This is a genomic window from Thermodesulfatator indicus DSM 15286 (assembly GCF_000217795.1).
GTDB lineage: Bacteria > Desulfobacterota > Thermodesulfobacteria > Thermodesulfobacteriales > Thermodesulfatatoraceae > Thermodesulfatator > Thermodesulfatator indicus.
On record NC_015681.1, the window covers coordinates 416591 to 439813 of the forward strand.

The 23223-nt window shown below is 38.3% G+C and carries 24 protein-coding genes; 13 read left to right on the forward strand and 11 right to left on the reverse strand.

Going from position 1 to position 23223, the window contains the following annotated elements; all coding sequences use genetic code 11:
* Positions 1 to 2: 2 nt before the first annotated feature.
* The 4 genes from THEIN_RS01985 to THEIN_RS02000 all read right to left on the reverse strand — a co-directional run bounded on the left by THEIN_RS01985 (position 3) and on the right by THEIN_RS02000 (position 4906).
* Positions 3 to 1586 (reverse strand): formate dehydrogenase subunit gamma, encoded by a 1584-nt coding sequence (locus THEIN_RS01985; protein WP_013907021.1) that lies wholly within the window; start codon positions 1584 to 1586, stop codon positions 3 to 5.
* 32 nt (positions 1587 to 1618) lie between these two features.
* Positions 1619 to 2761, reverse strand: coding sequence for a hypothetical protein (locus tag THEIN_RS01990; protein WP_013907022.1), 1143 nt, complete (start codon positions 2759 to 2761; stop codon positions 1619 to 1621).
* A gap of 347 nt (positions 2762 to 3108) precedes the next feature.
* Positions 3109 to 4254 carry a sensor histidine kinase gene (locus THEIN_RS11480; protein WP_013907023.1) on the reverse strand — a complete coding sequence of 382 codons (1146 nt, stop codon included), beginning with the start codon at positions 4252 to 4254 and terminating at the stop codon, positions 3109 to 3111.
* A complete protein-coding gene (locus THEIN_RS02000; protein ID WP_013907024.1) occupies positions 4232 to 4906 on the reverse strand; it encodes a response regulator transcription factor in 675 nt (224 codons plus the stop codon). Before THEIN_RS02000 ends, THEIN_RS11480 begins: the two co-directional genes overlap by 23 nt.
* 12 nt (positions 4907 to 4918) lie before the next feature.
* Here THEIN_RS02000 and THEIN_RS02005 point away from each other — a divergent pair, with 12 nt between their 5' ends.
* The 4 genes from THEIN_RS02005 to THEIN_RS02020 are packed head-to-tail and all read left to right on the forward strand — an operon-like array spanning position 4919 to position 6888.
* Positions 4919 to 5566 (forward strand): riboflavin synthase, encoded by a 648-nt coding sequence (locus THEIN_RS02005; protein ID WP_013907025.1) that lies wholly within the window; start codon positions 4919 to 4921, stop codon positions 5564 to 5566.
* On the forward strand, positions 5559 to 6086 hold the full coding sequence (gene scpB, locus THEIN_RS02010; protein ID WP_013907026.1) for an SMC-Scp complex subunit ScpB: 528 nt from the start codon (positions 5559 to 5561) through the stop codon (positions 6084 to 6086). The genes THEIN_RS02005 and scpB overlap by 8 nt, the downstream gene beginning before the upstream one ends.
* Positions 6079 to 6504, forward strand: a complete 426-nt coding sequence (locus THEIN_RS02015; RefSeq protein ID WP_013907027.1) for a hypothetical protein — start codon at positions 6079 to 6081, stop codon at positions 6502 to 6504. Before scpB ends, THEIN_RS02015 begins: the two co-directional genes overlap by 8 nt.
* A gap of 9 nt (positions 6505 to 6513) precedes the next feature.
* Positions 6514 to 6888, forward strand: coding sequence for a hypothetical protein (locus tag THEIN_RS02020; protein WP_013907028.1), 375 nt, complete (start codon positions 6514 to 6516; stop codon positions 6886 to 6888).
* A 42-nt stretch (positions 6889 to 6930) separates the two neighbouring features.
* On the opposite strand, the gene THEIN_RS12185 is transcribed toward THEIN_RS02020, so the two are convergent.
* The 7 genes from THEIN_RS12185 to THEIN_RS02045 form a co-directional block, all read right to left on the reverse strand.
* The gene (locus THEIN_RS12185; protein WP_169311141.1) at positions 6931 to 7080 is read right to left on the reverse strand and encodes a hypothetical protein; all 150 of its coding nucleotides are present in this window, start codon (positions 7078 to 7080) and stop codon (positions 6931 to 6933) included.
* A gap of 51 nt (positions 7081 to 7131) precedes the next feature.
* A complete protein-coding gene (locus THEIN_RS12450; RefSeq protein WP_013907029.1) occupies positions 7132 to 7260 on the reverse strand; it encodes a hypothetical protein in 129 nt (42 codons plus the stop codon).
* A 9-nt stretch (positions 7261 to 7269) separates the two neighbouring features.
* Positions 7270 to 8661, reverse strand: a complete 1392-nt coding sequence (gene thrC, locus THEIN_RS02025; RefSeq protein WP_013907030.1) for a threonine synthase — start codon at positions 8659 to 8661, stop codon at positions 7270 to 7272.
* 189 nt (positions 8662 to 8850) lie between these two features.
* Complete coding sequence (locus THEIN_RS02030; protein WP_013907031.1) at positions 8851 to 9090, reverse strand: dissimilatory sulfite reductase D family protein; 240 nt, start codon at positions 9088 to 9090, stop codon at positions 8851 to 8853.
* Positions 9091 to 9113: 23 nt separating this feature from the next.
* Positions 9114 to 10238 carry a dissimilatory-type sulfite reductase subunit beta gene (gene dsrB, locus THEIN_RS02035; RefSeq protein ID WP_052299081.1) on the reverse strand — a complete coding sequence of 375 codons (1125 nt, stop codon included), beginning with the start codon at positions 10236 to 10238 and terminating at the stop codon, positions 9114 to 9116.
* Positions 10239 to 10414: 176 nt separating this feature from the next.
* Positions 10415 to 11704, reverse strand: coding sequence for a dissimilatory-type sulfite reductase subunit alpha (gene dsrA / locus THEIN_RS02040; RefSeq protein ID WP_013907033.1), 1290 nt, complete (start codon positions 11702 to 11704; stop codon positions 10415 to 10417).
* Between the two features lie 178 nt (positions 11705 to 11882).
* Positions 11883 to 12731, reverse strand: a complete 849-nt coding sequence (locus THEIN_RS02045; RefSeq protein ID WP_013907034.1) for an HDOD domain-containing protein — start codon at positions 12729 to 12731, stop codon at positions 11883 to 11885.
* A gap of 84 nt (positions 12732 to 12815) precedes the next feature.
* Between THEIN_RS02045 and THEIN_RS02050 the strand changes: the two genes are divergently transcribed.
* From THEIN_RS02050 to THEIN_RS02090, 9 genes are all read left to right on the forward strand, one after another.
* Positions 12816 to 13217 carry a roadblock/LC7 domain-containing protein gene (locus THEIN_RS02050; RefSeq protein ID WP_148236924.1) on the forward strand — a complete coding sequence of 134 codons (402 nt, stop codon included), beginning with the start codon at positions 12816 to 12818 and terminating at the stop codon, positions 13215 to 13217.
* A gap of 9 nt (positions 13218 to 13226) precedes the next feature.
* A complete protein-coding gene (locus THEIN_RS02055; RefSeq protein WP_013907036.1) occupies positions 13227 to 13871 on the forward strand; it encodes a GTP-binding protein in 645 nt (214 codons plus the stop codon).
* Positions 13868 to 15172 (forward strand): hypothetical protein, encoded by a 1305-nt coding sequence (locus tag THEIN_RS02060; RefSeq protein WP_013907037.1) that lies wholly within the window; start codon positions 13868 to 13870, stop codon positions 15170 to 15172. The genes THEIN_RS02055 and THEIN_RS02060 overlap by 4 nt, the downstream gene beginning before the upstream one ends.
* Positions 15173 to 17479, forward strand: coding sequence for an ATPase, T2SS/T4P/T4SS family (locus THEIN_RS02065; protein ID WP_013907038.1), 2307 nt, complete (start codon positions 15173 to 15175; stop codon positions 17477 to 17479). It begins immediately after the preceding gene.
* A 117-nt stretch (positions 17480 to 17596) separates the two neighbouring features.
* Positions 17597 to 19531, forward strand: coding sequence for a c-type heme family protein (locus tag THEIN_RS02070; RefSeq protein ID WP_013907039.1), 1935 nt, complete (start codon positions 17597 to 17599; stop codon positions 19529 to 19531).
* Entirely contained in the window at positions 19506 to 20912 is a 1407-nt protein-coding gene (locus THEIN_RS02075; RefSeq protein WP_013907040.1) for a sigma-54-dependent transcriptional regulator, read from the forward strand. Before THEIN_RS02070 ends, THEIN_RS02075 begins: the two co-directional genes overlap by 26 nt.
* Positions 20913 to 21137: 225 nt before the next feature.
* Entirely contained in the window at positions 21138 to 21341 is a 204-nt protein-coding gene (locus THEIN_RS02080; protein WP_013907041.1) for a hypothetical protein, read from the forward strand.
* A 2-nt stretch (positions 21342 to 21343) separates the two neighbouring features.
* Positions 21344 to 21598 (forward strand): DUF5395 domain-containing protein, encoded by a 255-nt coding sequence (locus tag THEIN_RS02085; RefSeq protein ID WP_013907042.1) that lies wholly within the window; start codon positions 21344 to 21346, stop codon positions 21596 to 21598.
* Position 21599: 1 nt separating this feature from the next.
* Positions 21600 to 23216 carry a putative sulfate exporter family transporter gene (locus THEIN_RS02090; protein WP_013907043.1) on the forward strand — a complete coding sequence of 539 codons (1617 nt, stop codon included), beginning with the start codon at positions 21600 to 21602 and terminating at the stop codon, positions 23214 to 23216.
* Positions 23217 to 23223: the final 7 nt, after the last annotated feature.

Sequence of the window (23223 nt, forward strand, 5' to 3'; positions counted from 1 at the left end):
TCCTATTTAGTTTTTTCGGGTCGAAGTAGGCGCTGTTGGCGCATCAATTCAGGCTCAAACATAGTTGGAAGATAGAATTTCATGTAGCGATCAATCATTCTAGCTACTTCAGTTCTATAAAGGCTAGCTGCCCTTTCTGGTGGATAACCTACAGCAACAAAGTCTATATATCCATTCTTACGATGACATTCGTCACATTGGATAGGCTTACGAGACAAGTGTCTATGTAATAAAGCTTTGGCACGAGCCTGCTCCTCTGGTGTTAATTTATCTTTTATTTTTAAGTATTCTTCAACAAATTCTTTATTCATCTTATCCATGCGTATTTTCTTACCATCAGGTGTTGTAAGTACAGGAACAAGCATAGCTCCATATACACCATTATCCCCTTTAATTGTAGTAACCACTTCTCCAGTTTCATTGTTAAACCATACAAAATTAATTTTTCCTTTAACTTCATCTTTTCTAACATGACAAACTTCACAAGCAAAGAAATAAGTATGCATATTTAGTAGAGAACGCACCTCAGGAGACTTTGAGTGAGGATATATTCCATGACACTTTATACAAACTGGAGGATCTGACAATTTTAAATAAATGGTATTATCAATATTATGAAAATGCCCCATCCATTTTCTAGCTTCGGATTCTTCTTTTATCTGCTTTTCAATAAGCAATGAAGCTTCTTGTATTTTAGAGGTAGCTTCTGTAGGAAAGTAAAGTAGTTTAGCTAGAAAGAGAAAAATACCTATAAAAAATATTATAGAAGGAATAGCTAGAAGCTTAAATAAATAATGAAAAAGTAATTTAATTCCTTTTGGCCTCACATATTTATGATGCATTCTATGTAACTCTTCTAAATCCTCTTCAGACAATGGAATTAACTTACCTTCTTTAACAAGCCGCTCATACCATAATGGATGTTCCTCTAAAACCTCATAAACATGCATTTTTCCGTCTATCCAAATCCAACTCATTGGATATTTACCGGGCTTCCAATGTACTGCGTAAAAATGCCATACGATAATGGCCATAGTAGCTAAAGTAGCTTCCATTGTATGGATAAGATCAGACAATTCAATAGCAAAAAGGCTAAAATGAGTATTAAACCATAATATTATTCCAGTAACAGAAACAATAATAGTACCAGCTACTAAAGCCAAATATTCCATTTTTTCCTTATAATCAAAACGATCAAACTTTGGGGGTTCAGGCCGTTTACCTAAAAAGTAAGCAATATTTTGAAAAATATCTATAGCATCTTTTTTGCGAGGTATCATATCTTTTATAAAGCGGCGACCATCAGGATGGAAAATACAATAAAGTATATGATAAAAACAAGTGATAATCATAGCTGCGCCGGCATAATGGTGAATAGCTGTACGATAATCATAAAAACTTGGACCTACTCTTTCTACAATTTTATTAACCCAATCTTCTGGAAGCTTTAGTAAAAAACCAGTTAACACTAGAAGAAAAAAGGTAATAACTGTCAACAAATGTTGCAACCTTTCGTGCCCATTAAGCCTTACTACATATTGATTTTTAGGATCAACATTTAATTCTTTTAGTTCTCTGTTTTCCATATCTCCATCCTCACTCATTTTTAAATTTTATATTAATGGTGATCTTTCCGTCTAATTGTACGATAAAAATCCATCATTTGATGAAGCATCATTCCACCTATAACAAAAGTGATTAGCAAAGTATATAAAACTTTTACCCAGTAGTATATTTTTCTCTGCATGAGTTCTTGAGGACTTAATTCTTCTTCTTTTACATCAGAAGCAGTAATTTTTGATTTAGCTTTTAGTTCTTTTAATGGATCTCCCGTTAACCCTATAGGTACTTTATGAATTTTTCCTGAAGCAAACTTTTCAGTAGCTCCAGGGTGACATTGGATTATTCCATCAGGACTAGCACAAGTTAACGGTCTATTTGCGGGAGCTAGAGGTGAGTTAGGGTCTTTTACCGAAAGCATATTATGTATATCGCGTTTGAAACGTGGAGGAGCATGACAACTAATACAGTCCGGAGCATTAGGATCATTATAAAGAACCGCCTTCCAATGAAAAGTATCTTTATATCCAGACACAGGTTCTAAACCGTGACGTGCCATCATATTAGCATCGGCGTGACAAGCAAGACACAAATCAACTAACTCTTTAGGGGTCTTAGCCCGATGCATACGATGAGCAAAGTGTTGATAAAATCTTTTGGTCCACTTTTCTTGGGGATGACATCCCAAACAGCGTCTCAGAACTTCTGGATTTATTCCTGGCTTTAAAGTTCTCAGGTCAACTACAGGCTTATAAATTTGATTTACATGGCACTCAGAACACTTAGGATAATCTTCAGGATATTTTTTGAGATTTGGAGGTTCCCCAGGCCAGTGGACACCTTCTTTTAAACGGGCACAAATTGGTTCGTGGGAAAACTCTTTATTAGTAGAAGGTTCCTTTATATGGCACTTATTAGCACAGTTTACTTTTTTAACATTATTGTGAGGGATTACATCTAAGCCTATATGACAATAGCGACAAAGTATTTCTCCATGAACTGATTGAGCATATAGTTTAGGGTTCACATAAAAAAGCCTCATCTTTCCTGTCTTTTGGTCAATATAAGCTAGACCAGGATACCTATGACAGATAGCACAATTCTCTTCGTCTGGAGATGTGTTAACCGAAGCTACTACTAGGGAAGAACTACAAAGAAAAGCAAATAAAAAACACAAAATTAAAGGCGCTTTGGGTTTCATTTTCTTGCTCCTTTTATAAATTTTTCTTAAAAAATAATCTTTAAAACCTGAAATTATCAAAATTAATAATTAAAATCACTTAAAATCTTGATCGTTAGAGAGTGTATATAAAAGCGGATCTCTTTGTCAAGCAGTTGTATTTGCCGAGAAAAGTAACCCTTGGGAAAAGGAATTATCTTTATTTTTAAGCTTTCGACTTATTCTTTAAAAAACGCTTACAAGTTAATATTTTTGCTTTATTATTATTTGAAGTATTTAGATATCAAAATACTTTATTTTTGATGATAAACTTTTTATTATTTAGCTTTAAGTTTTTACTACTTTATAAGTCTTTTAAATTATTACATTTAACTCGTTTTCCTTTGAGGAGGGCTGTGTTTGGGGAGCTTAACAATAAACTCACTGCCTTTGCCTATACTACTTTCTACTTTTATTTTCCCTTTATGGGCCTGGATAACATGTTTTACAATAGCTAGCCCCAGACCTGTTCCTGCTTCTTTAACATCTTTACCACGATAAAAGCGTTCAAAAATTCGTTCCTTTTCATAGTCTTTTATACCAGGACCTTCGTCTTTTATACTCACTTGCCATTCTTTTTCTTTTTCTTCCAAAACAATCCATATATTCTTACCAGAAGGGCTAAACTTTATAGCATTATCAAGCAAATTAATAAAAGCCCGCAAAAGGTCGTCAAAACTACCCCACACAGGAACAGATTGTTCAGGAAATTTCCAATGTACAATTATTTTTTTATTTTGAGCCTTTATAGAAATCGTTTCTATAGCCGTTTGGATAACTTCTTTTAAATCAACTACTTCAAAGTCTTCTTCTGGAATGCCCTGCAACTCAAGCCTAGACAAAACTTGGAGCTCCTTTAAAAGACGAGAAAGTCTCTTGGTATTTTTTATTATAATGCTCACATCCTGACGCATATCTCCAGGTACTTCTTCTAACAAGGCTTCAGCATAACCTTCGATAGCCGTCAGAGGCGTACGAAATTCGTGAGCTAGATGAGCTACAAAATCTCGTCTTATATGAGAAAGTTTTCTAAAAGGTGTTAAATCCAAGAAAACCAAAGCTCTCAAAGCATCGTCTATGGCCAAGGTAGTAATTTTAAAAACTCGATAAGCTGGCCAAAAGAGTTCTTTTTCAAAAGAACGCCCTTCTCCTTTTTCAATGGCCTGCTGAATGTTTGGATCTCTTAAAATGTCAAAAAGATTGGGAAGCTCATTTGGACGTCCAACACCTAAAAAACTATAAGCTTTGGGATTTAAAAAAACGATAGAACCATCTTTTTTACAAATGACTACTCCTTCTTCAAGGATATCAAAAATTTTTGGCCAGGAAATTTCTCTTTTGGACTCAGGCTTACTTGATTTTGGGGGAGGAGTTTCTTTAGAAATAGGCCTTTTGCGCCATTTTATTACAAAATATATCCAGCTGGCTATTAAAACCAGTGATAGGAATAGATTAATCTTTAAACCGGTATCCAATGCCCCAGACAGTTTCTATCATTTCAGCACAAGGGCCAAGTTTTTTGCGAAGGCGTCTCACGTGAGTATCAACCGTACGCGCATATCCTTCAAAAGTATAGCCCCATACTTTTTCAAGAAGTATCTCTCGAGTGAGTACTTTGCCCTTAGCTTTGGCCAAAGCTAATAATAAATTAAATTCAGTTCTAGTGAGTTTTATTTCTTCTTTGTCTATTTTTACTTTCATAGAATTCGGATCTATATAAAGAGGCCCTATAGTAATAGCGGCCGAGGGAGCTTCTGTTTGTTTAACCCTTTTAAGAATGGCCTTAACCCTTAAAGACAACTCTTTGGGACTAAAAGGTTTCACAATATAGTCGTCTGCTCCCATCTCAAAACCAAGAATGCGATCTATCTCTTCACCTTTGGCTGTTAATATCATAACGGGAATTTCTGTCTTCTCCTGAAAACGAAGGTACTTACAGAGTTCAAGACCATTTCCATCAGGAAGCATCAGGTCAAGGATTACTAGTTCTGGAATTTCTTTATCGATTAATTCTTGACCTTCGGCAAGGGAAGAGGCAATACGGGTTTTGAACCCTTCTTTTTCTAAAGTGCGAGCTACTAATCTTGCAATATCTTGTTCGTCTTCTACGATTAGTATATACGACATAGGAGGTCTCTCATGTTTACGGGTATTGTAGAAGGCCTAGGAGAAATTGTAAAGATAGAACCCCTGGCTAATGGTAAAAGATTTTTCATTCTAGTCCCATTCGATATTTCCGATACCAAACTTGGTGACAGCATAGCGGTAAATGGGGCCTGTCTTACGGTCACTTCTCTCAAAGGAAATGTCTTTTCGGTAGATGTCTCTCCAGAGACCCTTCGAAGAACCACTTTAGGGAACTTTTCAACAGGGGAAAAAGTCAACCTTGAACGGGCTTTGCGCCTAGGAGATCGCTTGGGAGGACACTTGGTTACGGGCCACGTTGATGGAATAGGCCGAGTGCTTGACCGACGTCATCAAGGAGAGTTCATCTTTTACAAGGTAGAAGTTCCCAAAAAACTTAATCGCTATCTGGTGGAAAAAGGCTCTATAGCTGTTGATGGTATAAGCCTTACGGTGAACCAGGTCAAAGAAAACACAATAGAGCTTGCCATCATTCCCCACACCGCTAAACTTACCACCATTGGTTTTAGAAAACCCGGAGACGAAGTAAACATCGAAGTAGATATAATTGGTAAATATGTGGAAAGACTTTTAAAACCATACAATCAAGGTTCTATTTCTGAAGAATTTCTCAAACTTCACGGTTTTGATATCAATGGATAGGGCACAGCTTGAAAGAGCGTTAGAGGCAGTTTTTTTGGCCGCTGGCCGAGTGGTCACTATAAAAGAGCTTTTAAAAATTTTTCCTGATGCTAATCAAAAAGAGTTAAAAGAAGCACTAAATTCTTTAAAAACTTTTTATGAAAATAGAGGCTTTGTTCTGCGTGAAGTGGCGGGAGGATTTCGCTTCGAAACAAAAGAAGAGTTCGCTCCCCTCCTTAGACGTTTGGTTTTTGGTGCCCCGCCCAAACTTTCGCGAGCAGCTCTTGAAACCCTGGCTATTATAGCTTATAAGCAGCCAATAACCAAAGCAGAAATTGAAAGCATAAGAGGTGTTGATAGTAGCGGCGCTATAAAAAATCTTATGGAAAAAGGGCTGGTAAAAATTTGTGGCCGAAAAGATGTCCCTGGGAAACCGTTGCTCTATGGCACTACTCCTAAATTTTTAGAAATTTTCGGCCTAAAAGACCTCTCAGAGCTTCCCAAAATGAAAGAAATAGAAAAGATGCTTGCTGATGAGTAGTTTAAGAGAAGAAGTAATTGAAGAAGCAGAAATTATAAAACATGCTGGCGAAATTCCTGAAGTGGCTTTGTGGAATAGCCTTCATTACCTTACCGAAGACCCAGAAGGCCCAAAACTTAACCTCACCTCTCAAGAAAAAAACTATTTAAAAAAAGCGGTAATAGACCGCTATCTCTCTATTATCAAGCGTGATCTTACTTACGAAAACCGAAAAGAATCATATTATCGAGGTATAGAGCGAGCCCTTATTAACTGGAAAAGGCTTAAAAATTTTACAAAAAAAGAAAATTTCCCTCTAGAACCTTTACGAAAGGAAGTTAAAATTTGGCTACAAAAATACATGGCAAATTTATCTCCCGAGGAACAAGAAAAAGAAAAAGTCCATCTTGAAGAACTTAAAAAACTTTTAAATAACTAGGAAAACGCTATGGATGAAAATTGGGTTAAATCACTTTTGCCCAAAGAACGTGTAAATGAATTTTTTGAAGCTTTTTATTTTGGCGAAGAACCCGCTTATTATCTTGAACTAGGTTTGAGAGAATGGAAGCCAGAAGAAGGCAAAATTGTGCTTGAATTGCGTCTTAGTGCCAGGCCTGGTAAATGCCTGGTCTGTAACTTAACTTCAGGACTCCCCCCTGTCCTCAAAAAACATCCTATTTTGAATCTTAAAGGAATAGTAGAAGATGTCATGAAAAAACTTGGAAATGAATATAAACTTGAATCCTGGGATCTAGGCTGGACAGAACAATTAAACCACGATTTACACGTAATTCCGTTGATTATAAACGTTTCAAAAATTTAAAAATAATTTTTCCTCTGCCAAAATGAGAGATAAAAATTCATTTTATGGATTAATTTTTTTTAGAATAAGTCTTTTGATCTTTTCATATTCATAAACAATGGCCTTAACGCACCATTTTTCGCCTGAGGATGCTTTAAAACAAAGTTTCACCCTGCTTGAGGGATAATCTTTAATATCTACTTCTACTTTCAAGCTGCTTTTAGGTGGAATGCTTTTTCCCTCCGGAAAAATAATATCAACCGGTCACGGCTTGTTAACGGCAGCCAGCCAAAGTTTTTTATCTGAAGGGTTTTTTATTTCCAAGGTTACGACCTCAGCCAAAACAGGAGTAGCTATAAAAAATGTGGCCAATATTAATATAAACTTTTTCATTAAAGCTCCTTAAATTAAAGCATTTTGGGCTACAAATTCTTTTACTTTTTCAATCTTCGCAGGTAAAACTTTAACCCGCTTAGGCTTTTCTTCGAGCCCTTTGAGAGATTCAGGCTTTTCGGGTTCACGCCCTATAGCTTGTTTTACAGCCTCAGGGAATTTAGCAGGATGGGCCGTGGCCAAGGCTATCATTGGTCGTTCGTCTTTAAATTTAAAACCTGCCGCTACCCCAACAGCCGTGTGAGGGTCGAGTACGTAGCCAGTTTTTTCATAAAAAGAAGCAATCATTGCCAAGGTTTCTTTTTGACTAATAGAGGCTGAAAGGAAATCTTTTTTTACCTTGGCAATTTCTTCTGCAGAAAAAGCCAATTTGCCTGTTTGAGAAAAATGTTCCATGGCTTCGCGCACGCGAGATGGTTCTTCATTTAAAAGATAATAAAGATAGCGTTCAAAATTACTGGCAATCTGAATATCCATGGAAGGGCTGATGGTAGAAGTTACCTGGCCAAGAGAATAATCTCCCTTATTCACAAAGCGGGTCAAAATATCGTTTTCATTAGTGGCTAAAACCAAGCGTTCTATACCTTTGCCTATTATGCGTTTGGCGAGATACCCTGCAAAAATATCACCAAAGTTCCCTGTAGGAACAGAAAATCTAACTTCCTTCACTTTTTCGCTTTCAATGACCCTAAAATAGGCCCAAATATAATAAACAACTTGAGCCAAAACCCTAGCCCAGTTTATAGAGTTAACAGCTCCGAGAGAATATTTCTTTTTGAAATCAAGATCATTAAAAATACTTTTGACAATATACTGACAATCATCAAAAGTGCCCTCAATAGCCAGGCAAAAAACATTTTGATCTGGCACCGTAGTCATCTGCAATTCTTGTATAGGTGAAACACGTCCTTTAGGAAACAAAATGAAAATATTTATATTCTGGCGCCCCCTAACTCCATAAATAGCCGCCGAGCCAGTATCTCCAGAAGTAGCTCCCAAGATATTCATCTTTTGTTTACGTTCAATAAGTAAATACTCAAAGAGATTGCCCAAAAATTGTAGAGCAATATCTTTAAAAGCAAGAGTTGGCCCGTGAAAAAGTTCAAGTATCCAAATATCACCTTTTTTTACCACCGGACAAATTTCAGGATGAGAAAAAGAAGAATAGGCCTTTTCAACCAAGTTTTTTAAATCATCACCAGGTATATCATCGGCAAAAAGGCTTAACACCTCGAAAGCCAGTTCTGAATATGAAAGGCCACGCCATAAATACAGGGTATTAGCTGATACTTGAGGGATATTATCTGGTAAAATTAGCCCACCATCTTCAGCAAGCCCCATTAAAACCGTTTCTTTAAAAGGAATAGGGTTTATACCACCCCTAGTACTTATGTATCGCATAACGAAAGCTTACCAAAGATAAAAAAACTTGGCGAGCTTTTGGAGCTGAATAATTTAACGAAGATTACTTGTAGGACTAAATTATTGATCTTATTCACCAATAGCGTATAACAAGGCTATTACCTTAGACGCTCAGGCCGAATAATAAACTATAGTAAATAAAAAGGGCCGGTTGCCCGGCCCTTTTTGTTATTCCTGGGTCATACCCTTTTCAAGGTCTTGCCCAGGTAAGCTGTACATCACCGTAGAACCGGTAGAAAAATACTCTAACTTGCCTTCTTGTACCAACTGATTGGCTGCCTTCTTGATAAGCATGGGCTTAGCATCCGGAATAGCCCTCTGCATATCCTTAAGATAAATTTTAGACTTACTTTTGGCTTTTTTCTCCATAAATTCCAAAATCTTTTGTTTGACTTCTTCTATATCCATAGAACTACCCCCTTATTTATTGGCTACTTAATATCCACATGGCTGGTGAACCTAAAGTGCATAGAAGTCCTGTAAGTATCATAAGCCAAGCGATAATCGTCCATAGTCTTAGGAGAGAATGGAATTTCACAGAGTTCAAAGAAGCGTTCCCAGCCAATACGTTCAGCCCATTCACCAACACGCTCATATTTACGGGCGTGTTTAGCATAGGTTTCAAGGATTTTACGGACCCACTTAACAGTAGTTTCCCAACGAGGAGGCTCGTTAGGAATATAAGGAATAACCAGTTTAGAGAATTTCGGAGCAGAAACACGGTTAGAAATCTTTCCACCCACCAGAATAGCTACACCGTCACCCTCACCATCAGCAATAGGCATGGCTGGACACATGGTATAGCAGTTACCACAGAACATACAACGACTTTCCTGTACACGGACAGTCTTTTTCTTTTTGCCGTCAATTTCTACGGTAGCAGGCTTAATAGCACCCGTAGGACAGGAAGCGAGAACCAGCGGAATCTCACAAACATATTCTAGACGGTCATCTTCAATTAGAGGGGGCTTACGGTGAATACCAAGAATAGCGATGTCAGAGCAGTGAACCGCACCACACATATTCAAGCAGCAAGCCAAAGCAATACGAACCTGAGCCGGAAGAGTCATGCTCTGGAAATAATCAATCAAATCGTCCATAACCGCCTTAACAATACCAGAGGCGTCAATAGCTGGGGTATGACAATGAACCCAACCCTGAGTATGCACGATGTTAGTTACCCCAGCTCCAGTTCCACCTATAGGAAACTTATAAGAACCACCAGGATGTTTGCGGCTTTTAAGGTCTTCTTTAAGGGCCCTTAATTTTTCCTCGTCAGTTACGTGAAATTCAATATTATTACGGGTAGTCCAGCGGACATAACCGTCACAGTACTTATCGGCAATTTCGCAAACTTCACGAATATAGTCAGTGGTAACCAAACGAGGTGTTCCTACTCTAACTACATAAACTACATCACCTGTTTCACTGATATATTTCAACACACCAGGTTCTATAATTTCGTGGGACTTCCACTTACCATAGTTCTTTTTGATAACGGGAGGAAAAAACTGGGCATAATATGGAGGACCAATATCAGTGATACGGTTCTCCATAGGTTTTTGTGGATTATAAAGTTTCTCACCTAACTCCGGATCATAAGGTTTGGAAAAAATTTCATCCAGTTCAGCTTGTTGAATCTTCTCATAAACCTTATCAGACATATTAACCTCCTTCTTTTATAAACTTTTTTAATAACGGGGCCTCATAGGCCCCCTTATTTTTCATAATACTAAGCAGGGTGACGCTCACGATATTCTTTAATATCGCGTTTCCAACCACCTTCAACCTCTTCTTCTTTCCAGAAAACGTATGGGTTAGAACGAGGCTCTTTCACCATCTGAGGTACATGCTTTAATTTCACGGTTTCTACAAAGTTCGCTAAACCAACACGCTGCATCAATTCACCCAGACGTTCACGGTTTTTACCTTCTTCCATCCAGAACATCCAGACATTTTCAATGATCTCTTTGAGTTCATCATAAGGAGGCTCAAGGCGAATGAAAGGTACCATAACCGTAGAAAGCTGAGCACCTTCAAGAATCGGAGCTTTAGCTCCCATAAGAATAGTAGCCCCTGTATCAGTGCCAGGGCGAAGGGCCTCAGGCATTACATTTATACAATGCATACAACGGTTACATTCTTTATTGTTTATATAAAGTTTTTCGCCATCCCAATACATGCACTGGGTAGGACAAAGATCAATAACTTCTTTCTGAATGTCAAACTTACCCCAATCACGGCCCGCATGGGCACCGGCATTGGGCTTAAGCTCACCACCTACATAAGCCTTTACGGCTTCCTGATCAATACGAATATCGTCGATCCAGGTACCGATAATTGAAAAGTCAGCACGGGCAATAGAAGCTACGCAATCGTTGGGGCAACCAGAAATCTTAAACTTGAATTTATATGGAAAAGCCGGACGATGGAGCTCATCCTGATAGGTCATGGTTAGATCATAACAAAGTTCTTGCGTATCAATGCAGCTCCATTCGCAGCGGGCCTTACCTATACAGCAAGCAGGAGTACGCAAGTTAGAACCAGACCCACCCAAGTCCATCTTTAGCTGATGAGTAAGGTCAAAAAATACAGGCTCTAATTGTTCGGTTACCGTTCCAAGCAAAATAATGTCACCGGTAGAACCGTGAAAGTTGGTCATCCCGCTACCGCGGTGATCCCACATTTCACAAAGTTTGCGTAAAGCAGAAGTATGATAAAACTTAGAGGCCGGCTGATTAACACGGATAGTATGAAAAGCCCAGATAGCAGGAAATTTATCCTGCTGGTCAGAATAACGACCAATTACACCACCACCGTAACCAAAAACGCCGACAATACCGCCGTGTTTCCAGTGGGTCTCCTTGTGCTTGTACGAAAGCTCAAGCTGCCCCAAAAGATCAAAACAAGCCTGTTTCTTGTGTTTCTCACCGTACTGCTCAATGTCATCCACAAAGCTCGGGAAGGGACCTTTCTTAAGTTCTTCCATCATCGGGGTGTCATGTTTTTTAATTTCCGACATCAATTAACCTCCTTGAAGAGTTTTTCTACTCCTTGTTATGGCGAGCCTAGTAAGATTTAAACCAGGTGTCAAGGAAAAAAGAAAGCTATTATTCAAAGTTATTCAGAAAATTTTTTAAAAATTCTCTTATAAACTAGCTTAAGTGAAAATAAGAAATTTTTTTGCTAATATTAAAGAACTAAGAAGAAATAATTGGGTGCCAGGCTTGAAGTAGATCTTCTCTTTCTTTTTTTAAGGCCAAAATAACTTTGGTTAATTCTTTTTTATTAAGAGGAAGGGCTTTGGGCCACTTAGGAAGTTTATTGTAATCTTCTTCTGGGACAAATCCGGCCGCTCTAGCCACAATATCTGCTTTAAATATGAAAGCAGATATTTTGTCTACCTTTCCATTCTGAACTGGTTGATGATGATTTTTTATTGCTCTTACAAAATCTTCGGAAAAACGCCATTTTTGCGCTACATAACTACCTATCTCGTTATGGAAAATTCCTACTTCTTTTTCCGCTTCGTAAAACGAACAACTCTTAGCCTCTTGAATAGCCAGAATTTTTAGGAAATAATCAGGCAAGAACACAGCCTCTACCAAACGGCCGATATCATGTAGTAGCCCTAAAGAATATAGCATTTCCGCGTCGCTATTTTCCTGTTCCCCTAAAAGAAAAGCGGCTCTGGCGGTACCAATGGCATGTGTCCAAAGACGGAGCATATCAAATTTTTTGAAAGTTGCCGAAGGTTTAAGAATATAACTTAAAGCACTGGCTAAAACTATATTGCGCACCTCTCCAAAACCCAAGCGAACAATAGCCATTTTTAGACTTTTAGTTTCTCCACTGGCTGCCGCATAAAGGGGGGAATTAGCAATTTTTAATATTTTAGCCGCTAAGGCCTGATCTTCATATATGATTTTTTCAAGCTCTTTGGCCGAAGCGTCTTTTTCAATGGCACTGAGAACTTTTTGACTAGTTTGAGGCAGCGTGGGAAGCTTCTCAAGCCTTTTCGTTAGTTCTGCCAACCGATCTTTTTCCATCAATAATCTTTTTCGGCTATATCCGTAGAAAAGTTAAAAGAAAAAAATTTTTAAAGCTTTTTTTTCATAAAGCCGAATACAAGAATGATGACGATGATGGTTCTTACTTCAAAAAGGGTAAATAAGTTAAAAGGTGTATTAGAAGAACAGTTATTATCTATTGGGGTTAATTTAGCCATCCTGATAGATGAAGCCGGTAATGTAATCGCCTCTTCGGGAGAAGAAAACGGAATAGATACAACTTCACTAGCGGCTTTGGCGGCAGCTAACTTTGGAGCCACTGCTCAAATAGCTAAATTACTAGGAGAGGAAGATTTTTCCATTCTTTATCACAAAGGTAAAAAAGACAACATTCATTTCAGCCGCATCGGAAAAGAGTTTATATTGGTAACCGTATTCACCGATGAAACTCCGTTGGGGCTGGTTCGTTTAAGAGTAAATCAAATTTCTCAAGAACTACTTAATTTATTAGAAGAGGAAGACTAAGGGTGATAGATGGCTTTAATAGATCTACACAAAAGAGAAATACATTGCAAAATCGTTTACTACGGTCCGGGACGCTGTGGAAAAACGACTAATCTTTTCTACATTTACAACGCTATCTCGGAAAAATATCGTGGTAAACTTTTAACTATAGAAACTAAAGGTGATCGAACTCTATTCTTTGATCTTTTACCAATTAATTTAGGTAAAATACATGGGCTTGATATAAGGATACAGCTTTATACAGTTCCTGGTCAAGCTCATTATAGAGCAACCCGAAAATTAGTCTTAAAAGGCGTTGATGGTATTGTATTTGTTGCTGATTCTTTGAGAAAAAGACGCGAAAAAAATATTCAAAGTTTATTAGATTTAAAAAACAATCTTAAAGAATATGGCTTGAGTTTAGAAGAAATTCCCCTTGTTTTTCAATATAATAAAAGGGACTTAGTTGCTGCTAATATACCGCTTTTAACTATAGAAGAACTAGAAAGTGATCTTAATCAAGAATTGAAAGTTCCTTATTTTGAAGCCGCTGCAGTCAAAGGAATCGGGGTTTTTGAAACACTAAGAGAAATTAGCAAACGCACTGTTAAATATGTAGCACGCAAATATATTTTCGCCCAAAAAACAGCCAAAGCCCAAGGAGGCATTTTATGAGCCTTCCCAATGACAAAGATTTTGAATTAGCAGTAGATAAAGCTATTGATGAAATTTTCGGCAAAGTGGAGTCTCAGACCCTTGAGCCTTCTGAAGACGACGAAGTAAAAGTCCAATTAGAATTGGAACCTCTTTTAGAAACGGAATCAAACCTTAATGATACAGAAAATAAAGTTATAAACTTTCCTCAATTAGAGGAGACTCTGAGAATTGTACCTAATGAAGAAAAAGAGGAAGAGGCCGAAGAAAAACTAACTCAACAAGACTTAGAAAAGATAGCAGCTTCACTTCTAAGCCTAGAATGGGAAGTCACTCCTGAAACTTCCTTTGAGTTTTTGGCTACTCTTGAAGAAATAAAGCAAAAAGCTGACCAAGAGCTTCATCCTATATTTGATTTACTACATGAAGTAGGAAACTGGTTAAAAGAAAGACCAGAAGAAGCCCGTCCTGAATGGCTCCATTTTCTACATCAGGGCATAGTAGCTTTAAATCTGATAGTAATCCACGGAAAAGATATAGATCCATATCTAAGACAACTTCAAACAGCTCTTAAAAAACTGAAAAAAGGTCCTGAAACCAAAGAAGATAAAATTAAAGGACAGCTGATTAAACAATTAGTATATGATTATCAGCGTTTCTTAATGTTTGAATGGCTATTTGGACGTTCGCCTAAAACCAGACACTGGCTAGGAATATGTCAGAAATCACTTAAAGAAATAGAAGATACTCTAAAGCTTCTTCCGCCAGAAGAGCAACCTGACTTAGAAAAAATAAAAGAAAAAATTTTTGAAAAAACTAAAATATTAGCTAAGAAATCGACTCAATCTAAAATAATCAATAAAAAAGAAATTAAAGAGAAAATACATTATCAAAAAAGATTGAATTTCAAAGAAGGATATCATTGTTTTACAGACAATGAAGAGTTCATCGTCCCTGCTTCCCAAGTAGCTTATTTCGGTCCCTTCAAACCTAATTGGGAAAAGAAAATAAGCGAAAACTTTCCTCTTATATTATTACTTGGTATTTGGCGATTCTTTTCTTTTATAAAGCTTAAAAATAAGTTTAAAGGAGAATTATCTCAAAAGAGCGAACAAGAACTAAAAAATATGTCTTTACCAATAATAAAAAGAAGTGATGATCCTGAATTTATTATGATTTTGTGGGAAGATAATCGCGGAGGAATATTATTATTGAAAGAAGCGGTCTTTGTTGAAATTCCTGAAAAAGCTTTCAGTGTAAGTAAAGGGAATAAAAAAATCGTCTTTATAGAAGACAAAGAACTACCAATTATACAAGTATAAATGAGCGAAATAAACGTAGAACAAATATTCAAGGAAGCCGAAGTTTATGCCTCACAAGGCCTTTATGACGAAGCTATCTTGGCCTTAGAGGTTTTACTGTCTCAATATGAGGAAGAAGTCAATCAGAATGGCTTTAAAGAAAAGGTTTTAGAACGTATAGAAGAACTAGAAGAACTAAAAAAACAAAAAGAACAAGAAGAAGACCTTAACATCGAAATAGAAACTTCAGAAGAAGAGGCCCTACAGGAAGCTCAAGTACTCAAAGAAGGGGGTTTTTACGAAGCTGCCCTTGAAGTTTTTGAAAATTTATTAAATGAAGGTTCTCAAAATCCAGAAGTTTATCGAGGTTTAGCCGAGTGTCTCTTAGAATTGGGTCGCTATGATGAGGCTATAAGCACAATTAAAATGGCTTTAGAAATACCTGACCTAATACTAGATGATCTGGCTGCTTTATACTATTTATTAGGTAGAGCTTACGAAAGTGTTAACAAAATAAAAGAAGCGCTTGACGCGTATAACAAAGCATATCACTATAATACCCATTATTTAGATGTTGCTGAAAAAATTGAAAAACTAAAAGCCCTCCAAGAAAAATTTGGTCGCTTACAATTACTTTTTGCTGAAGGCCTACTTGACGAAAAAACTTACGAAGAAGCCAAACAAATAAGTCAAGATACAGGAAATAGCCTGGAATTCGTACTAATAGAAAACTTTGGTATATCAAAATTTGACATCGGCCGTGCCTTAACCGACTACTACGGCTATCCTTTTATTGAATTTAATGAACTAAATTTAGGGCCAAAACCTTCCTGTTTAACGGGTATAAAGGAAAGCTTTTTCAAGCAAAATATTTGTATTCCTATAGAAGAAGATGATGAACGCATTATCCTTTTAATAGATGATCCTTCTGACAGCATACGTCTTGACCTTATACGTCAAGTTCTAAAGGCAAAAAAATTAGAAATAAAAATTGGTATTAAAGAAGACATATTTAAATTTATAGATTACTTCTTTGGTAAATCAGATTTCGATTTACCTGAAGATCTTTCAGAACTTGAAGTCGTAGAGGAAGAAGAAGACCAAGAAGTAACAGAAGAAGAACTTTCAAATAGCGTAGTAGTTCAATTAGTTAACCACATTTTAGAAGAAGCCTACCGTAAAGGTGCTTCTGATATCCACATAGAATCTTATCCAGGTAAACGTGGAGCACAAGTACGCTACCGTATAGATGGAGAATGCCACTTGGTCCGAAAAATACCTTATACTTTAAAAAGGCCTCTTATTTCTCGTATAAAAATTATGGCTAATCTCGACATTGCTGAGAAACGCCTTCCACAAGACGGAAAAATTAAGTTCAGATTAAAAAATGGCCGCTATTTTGAGGTACGTGTGGCTACCATTCCTACCATTGAAAACAATGAAGACGTGGTCATGCGTATTCTCGCCTCAGTAGAGGCTATGCCCCTTGACAAACTTGGTTTAAGAGAAGAAAACTTAGAGGCATTCAAAAAACTCCTACAAATGCCATATGGTCTTATTCTGGTAGTAGGTCCCACGGGTTCTGGTAAAACTACCACTCTTCACGCAGCCCTTGGATACATCAACACTCCAAACAAAAAAATCTGGACAGCAGAAGACCCAGTAGAAATCGTTCAGGAAGGATTGCGTCAGGTCCAGGTAAAACCCAAAATAGGGCTTGATTTTGCAAAAGTATTAAGATCCTTTCTCCGGGCTGACCCTGATATCATAATGATCGGAGAAACCCGAGACGAAGAGACTGCTCGCACGGTGATCGAAGCCTCTTTAACTGGCCACTTAGTTTTTACCACTCTTCACACCAACAGTGCTCCTGAAACTGTTACTAGACTTTTGGGCATGGGAATGGATCCTTACAATTTTGCCGATGCCTTATTGGGCATTTTAGCCCAACGACTGGCAAAAAGGCTTTGCCCTAATTGTAAGCAACCATATCAACCTTCAGAAGAAGAAATCGAGCTTTTAATTGAAGAATATGGGGACCACCCCACAACTCCTCTTACCAAAGAAGCCTTCAAAGAAGCTGCTCTCTTTAAACCAAAAGGCTGTTCTTCGTGTAATAATACTGGTTATAAAGGACGCCTGGCCATTCACGAATTACTGGTAGCCAATGATGAAATAAGACAACTCATCATCAAGAATGCCCCTGTCCATGAAATCAGAGAAGCAGCCATGAGAGCTGGCATGCTTACTCTTAAACAAGATGGTATCTGGAAAGTTCTCCAAGGACTTACGGATCTTAAACAAATTAGAGCTGTCTCCATAAGATAAAAATTTTTCGCTTTGCCAATTTTCTGAGTATTTTCCTTTATTTCCTCTAAAGCGGAGGTCTAGGTAAAAAAACATCTAAACTTGCCAAGTATCTAAAAAAGCAGCAAAATTTGATATATGTTAAAACTTTTGCGCCAAAGTTGGCTGGTTATTTTTTTATTACCCTTAGCAGCTTCTATTTGCCTCTTTTATTATTCTTATCAGCGCTCTCAAATTATTGAGCAGGCCGATAAAGAAACGGAAATTTTTATTGTTACCGCTGAAGCTACCAGACTTTACGTTAAAGAAGTCCTGCGTCCCAAAATGTATAAAATTTTTTCTGACGAGCGTTTTATTCCTGAAGCCATGTCCACTTCCCATGTAGGCCGAGAAATAATGAAGCGCATAGGTAAATATTTTCCTTACATGGAATACAAAAGAGCTGCCTTAAATCCTCGTAATCCCATAAACAAAGCAGATATCTTGGAAATAAAAATAATTGACGAATTCAAACATTCAAACGTGAAAGAAATAACCAAATTACTTGACCGTAAAGGAACTATATATTTTGGCAGGTTTAGACCAATTTATGCTGAAAAATCTTGTCTAAAATGCCACGGAGACCCCCGCAAAGCTCCTCGTGAATTAATAAAAATTTACGGGAACACTGGAGGTTATTACTATAAGCCTGGTCAAATTGTAGCTATAGATGCCGTCTATATCCCTATAGGCCCAGCCCTAGTTACACTTAAAAAACAAGTGCTTTCTAGTTTTCTTTTCGGTGTAGGACTTCTAATTTTTCTGGTTTTCTCTGTAAGACTCCTTCTTCAGTATGAATTTTTGCCCAGTTTAAGAAAACTTTCTGTTTACTTAAGTAGTATTATCCATACAGAAAAATTTAAAAATCTTTCTGTTGACGATAACGTTGAACGTATCACCTCTTCTCTTGAAGACCTCGCCCTAGAAGTAAAAAGAATACATACCGAACTCCAAAAATCAGAACAAAAATATCGCTCGCTTTTTGAATCATCACAAGATGCCATTTTAATGTGGAACAGAGAAAACAAACTGGTAGATATAAATCCTGCAGGACTCAAATTTTTTGGATTCATTAGTAAGGAAGAAGCTCTCGGTATCGAAACCATTGAACAACTTTTCTGGGACCACCAAGATGCCATTGCCTTTATAAGTAAATTAGTTGAAAAAAGCCAGATAAAGGATTGGGAAACCATAGTAGTAAATCGTGAGGGAAAACGTTTTCAGGTTTTAGTTACCGCTAGTAAAGCCATCGAAGTAAACGGCTTGACCCTTTACGTTGGCCTTTTTCGCGATATAACCGAAAAGAAACTTATAGAAAAACATATTATCACCACGGAAAAATTAGCCGCTGTGGGGCAACTAGCTGCGGGGCTAGCTCACGAAATAAACAACTCCTTAAGTGTAATCAAGTGTTATGCCAATCTTTTAGCTAAAACCAACTCAAAAGACGAACAGGCATTAAAAGACCTAGAAACAATCAAAAAGCACGTCAAAATGTGTCAAGATATCTTGCAAAACCTGCTTAACTTTTCTCGGCCAACTGAGTATAAAAAAGTCAAAGCCAACATAAATGACATAATCAAAGAAGTAGCTGAACTCTTTGCCACAAGACTCCAAAAAAGAAAAATAAATCTTTATCTAGATTTATCTCCTGAGCTTCCAGCGCTTTGGGTTGATTGGGATAAAATAAAACAGGTCTTTATGAATATGTTGCTAAACGCCTTACAAGCTATCGAACAAAAAGGCGAAATCAAAGTTAGCACACATTTTGACAAAGTTAAAAATCGGGTCATTATTAAAATTTCAGATACAGGCTGTGGTATTCCTGAAACAATAATAGATAAAATATTTGATCCGTTTTTTACCACCAAAGCTCCCGGAGAGGGAACAGGGCTTGGTCTTTCCGTAAGTTACGGTATCGTAAAAGACCATGGAGGCCAGATTTTTGTGGAAAGCCGGCCAGGTGAGGGAACAATCTTTACCATAATTCTGCCTGTTGAGACAAACGATGAAAGAAACCATCCTTATAGTTGATGATGAAAAAGACCTTCTTGAAGGCCTAAAACGTCTCGTGGAAATAGAACTTCATTGTCGGGTCCTTACTGCAGAAAACGGCCAAGTAGCCCTTAAAATTCTTGAGCAACAAGAGGTAGACCTGATTTTAGCAGACGTGAGAATGCCCGAAATGGACGGGTTTTCCCTTTTAAAAGAAGTCAAAAAACTATATCCTGACATAACTTTTGTGATTATCACCGCTTACGGCACCATTGATCAGGCAGTACGTGCGGTAAAAGAAGGTGCTTATGATTTTATTCAGAAACCTTTTGAAGATGAACAACTACTTCATGTACTCAAAAAGGGCCTGGAAAGAGGCCGTCTTATCCGAGAAAACAAGCGTCTTCAAAAACAGGTAGGGGCAAAAATTTTTGAAAATTTTGTAGGCCAAAGTACTCATTTAAAAAAAATATTCGAAACCATTCGTATGGTGGCCCCTACTGATGTAACTGTTCTTATCTTAGGTGAATCTGGCACAGGAAAAGAACTCGCCGCCCGGGCTATTCATGCTTTAAGTCGTCGAGCCAACAGGCCCATGATCACTGTAAATTGCCCTGCTCTTCCAGAGCCTATCCTTGAAAGCGAGCTATTTGGCTATCGCAAGGGGGCCTTTACTAATGCCACCTCTGATCACCGTGGCCTCTTTGAAGAAGCCCACAAAGGGACCATTTTTCTTGATGAAATAGGCGATATAACTTCTTCTGTACAAACCAAGCTATTAAGAGTTCTTCAGGAAAAAGAAATAAAACCCCTTGGATCTACTCAAACCAAAAAAGTTGATGTGCGTATAATTGCTTCTACTAACCAGGATCTCGAAGAAAAAGTTAAAGAAGGAACTTTTAGGGCTGATCTCTTTTATCGTTTAAACGTGGTTACCATTGAAATGCCACCCCTTAGAGAAATCAGAGAAGATATTCCTCTTTTGGTAGACCATTTCCTCAAAAAAACAGCCAAAGAGCTTGGCATTCCACCTAAATATGTATGTCCTGAAGTAATTGATTTTTTTATGGAATATCCGTGGCCGGGAAACATTCGCCAGCTTGAAAATGTAATTAAGGCCGCCGTAGTAACCTCTCCTTCTGATATAATCTCTCTTGAAAACATTCCTTTAACGCAGAAAAAAAATTTGTCTCCTAAAGCACTTGCGGAAGATAACGCCCAACTAGATATTGATCTTTCTCTTCCTTACAAAGTTCTTAAAGAAAAAGTTCTTTCAAACTTTACGGTAAATTATGTAAAACATCTTCTTGAGCGAACTAAAGGAAATATAACCCGAGCCGCAGAAATAAGCGGGATTAAAAGACAATCTCTCCAAAAAATTCTAAAACGCTACGGTCTGGACCCTGCCAACTTTAGATAGCACTCAAATGCCAACTCTAGTTGGCAGTGCAAACTCTAGATAGCATTTTTCAAGACCAATCATTTCTGGCCGGCCTTATTTTTCAACTATTTTGCCTGTCCCCAACTCTTGGAACAAAGTTTGCTTACTAAAACAGTAGAAAATTCAGAAAGGAGGTGAAATGCAAATTTTAGGCGTAAAAGAAAGTTAAATGAAATTGCAAACCTAAAATGAAGGAGGAGGAAAATGGCAGAAGAAAAAAAGAAAGAAGTTCACGGAACAGGTTCTTTGAGTGCTGATGCCCTTGAGGCAGAAGATGTTTTATCCGGGGCTGAGCCCTGGGAGTCTTGGGAAACCAAGTTGGTAGTAGGTTCTTTTATTGTGGCTTTTATCATTTTGCTTATCGGTCTATTTATCGTACCGACCTCAATCATTAATGCTGGAGGTTAGGCATGGAGCTTCAGGCCACTATTTGGCACGACGGGAAAAACTGGGTAGTAGAAGCCGAAGGTTTTAAAGTGGAAGCTCCTGAACTTGATGAACTGGACCGCAAGGTGGCAAGAACTATCAAAAACAATCCAGATTTAGCTAGTAAAAACATCAAAAGAGTCAACATGTATTTTGACATGATGACCATCCCCCAATGGATGCGGCAATACATGCAACATTATTTTTCCCGCATCATAGAAATTGAGGAGGTGAAGTAAAATGTCACAAGAAAAAAAAGGCTGGACTTACGGCATGCTCACCCAGGAAGACTGGTGGGCGGTATGGATCGGTAGCTTTTTCATGATATTGGGCCTTTTGAGCGTATGGGGCATTGATTTGGTCGGCTGGATTACTTACCCCAAAATTTGGGTATTCAAGATGCCCGAAGGGGCCATCCCCAAAAAAATAGTTCCCTGGTACCAGGCCTTTTATCCTCTAGGCGCCAAGTATAGCTTGACGGCCAAAGAATTTTGGAAGTCTATTGGGCCCATTGGTGGCATACTTATAACCTATGTGGCCTTTACCATTCCCTTGTGTATTGGCGCCTATTTCATGCGCTGGAATGTTCGCCAATTTTTCTTAGGATGGACGGTTATTTTCTTTCTGACTTATCTTTGTTGGTTTATTGGGCACCACGCCTTTTTTGCCGCTACTACGGTACACCTCAAGAAAAGCCACTTTCCCGATATGTTTACCCTTTCTCTGGGTGGTGGTGCTTCTTTTATCTTGGCCCTTATTGTGGGCTTGATAATTGGAAACTTTTTTAAACCACTGGCAAGATTCTTATCCGAAGCAGCTAAACCTGAGTGGTACATCAAAACCGCTATCGTATTTTTGGGTGTAAAAGTTGGTTATCTTCCTATTAAAATGGCTACTTTCTCCCAAAAACTCGGTCACAAAGTAGCCGGGCTTACCTTTGAACTATTCTTGGCCGGAGCTGTAGCTACCTTTGTGGCTTATCTCATCTTTTGGCCCGGTATTTACACCATCTCCCGTAGACTTTTTAAACTTCCCCGTAAAACCGCAGCCGTTCTTGGCTCTGGTATCTCCATTTGCGGTGTTTCCGCGGCCGTAGCTACGGGTGGTGCGGTTAGGGCCAAACCTGTGGTCTCTATTATGGTCTCCGCTTTGGTCGTGGTTTACGCCGTGATAGAGCTAATCGTTTTGCCCTGGTTCTTTACTTACGTATGGCCTGGCCCTGAGGGAGCCTTAATTGCCGGCCCGGCCATGGGTCTTTCGGTTAAAACAGACGGTGCTGACGCCGCCGCTGGTGAACTTCTTGACGAACTTTTGCGGGCCAAAATCGCCAAAGACACCAACGGTGCCGTCCAGTGGCCTGAAGGTATCATCACCGTAAGCGCCGTTGTTACCAAGCTCTGGATTGACATGTTCATCGGTCTCTGGGCCTTTATCCTGGCTCTACTTTGGTGCTATGTGGTAGAGAAACGTCCAGGCGAAAAAGTCCCAGCTATAGAAGTCTGGCATCGCTTCCCCAAATTCGTAATTGGTTACTTTGCGGCCTGGATTATTTACTTAACCATTTTCTTTGGTCCAGGACATGCCGGTGCTCCTGAAGGTATGGCTATTTTAAAAGCAGCCAAGGCTGGAGCGGTTCCGGTAGAAAAAGGTATGCGAAAGCTCTTCTTCATGCTCACCTTCTTAAGCCTAGGTATTATTACCGACTTCAAAAAACTCAAAGAAGCGCAGTTCGGTAAGATGGTCTGGGTCTACCTTATAGGGCTCTTCTTCTTCATCATTCCTGTAGCCTGTTTGATTTCCTGGCTCTTTCATCAGGGCATGGAACTTCCGAACATCGCTGGTATGGGTATCGAGTAAATAAAAA